2 tRNA genes and 1 rRNA gene are annotated in these 463 nt (G+C 49.7%); all 3 read left to right on the top strand.

Going from position 1 to position 463, the window contains the following annotated elements:
• Positions 1 to 57, top strand: a 16S ribosomal RNA gene (locus HU750_RS26995); the annotation flags it as partial.
• Between the two features lie 77 nt (positions 58 to 134).
• Positions 135 to 211 (top strand) — tRNA-Ile (locus tag HU750_RS26990).
• A gap of 6 nt (positions 212 to 217) precedes the next feature.
• Positions 218 to 293 (top strand) — tRNA-Ala (locus HU750_RS26985).
• The last annotated feature ends 170 nt before the right edge of the window (positions 294 to 463 follow it).

The raw sequence follows: 463 nt of genomic DNA, 5'->3' as shown, positions 1-463 counted from the left end.
GGGGTGAAGTCGTAACAAGGTAGCCGTAGGGGAACCTGCGGCTGGATCACCTCCTTAATCGACGACATCAGCCTGCTGATGAGCTCCCACACGAATTGCTTGATTCATTGTCGAAGACGATCAAGACCCTATATAGGTCTGTAGCTCAGTTGGTTAGAGCGCACCCCTGATAAGGGTGAGGTCGGCAGTTCAAATCTGCCCAGACCTACCAGTATTTGGGGCCATAGCTCAGCTGGGAGAGCGCCTGCCTTGCACGCAGGAGGTCAGCGGTTCGATCCCGCTTGGCTCCACCACTCTTGCAGTACGTGATCAAACTCAGAAATGAGCATTCGCTTCGAATGTTGATTTCTGGCTTTTGTCAGATCGTTCTTTAAAAATTCGGATATGTGATAGAAATAGACTGAACACTACTTTCACTGGTAGTGGATCAGGCTAAGGTAAAATTTGTGGGCTCGAAAGAGCA

Origin of the sequence: Pseudomonas sp. SWRI50, from assembly GCF_014269095.1 — a bacterium.
GTDB lineage: Bacteria > Pseudomonadota > Gammaproteobacteria > Pseudomonadales > Pseudomonadaceae > Aquipseudomonas > Aquipseudomonas kermanshahensis.
This window is presented reverse-complemented; position numbering and strand designations above follow the sequence as displayed.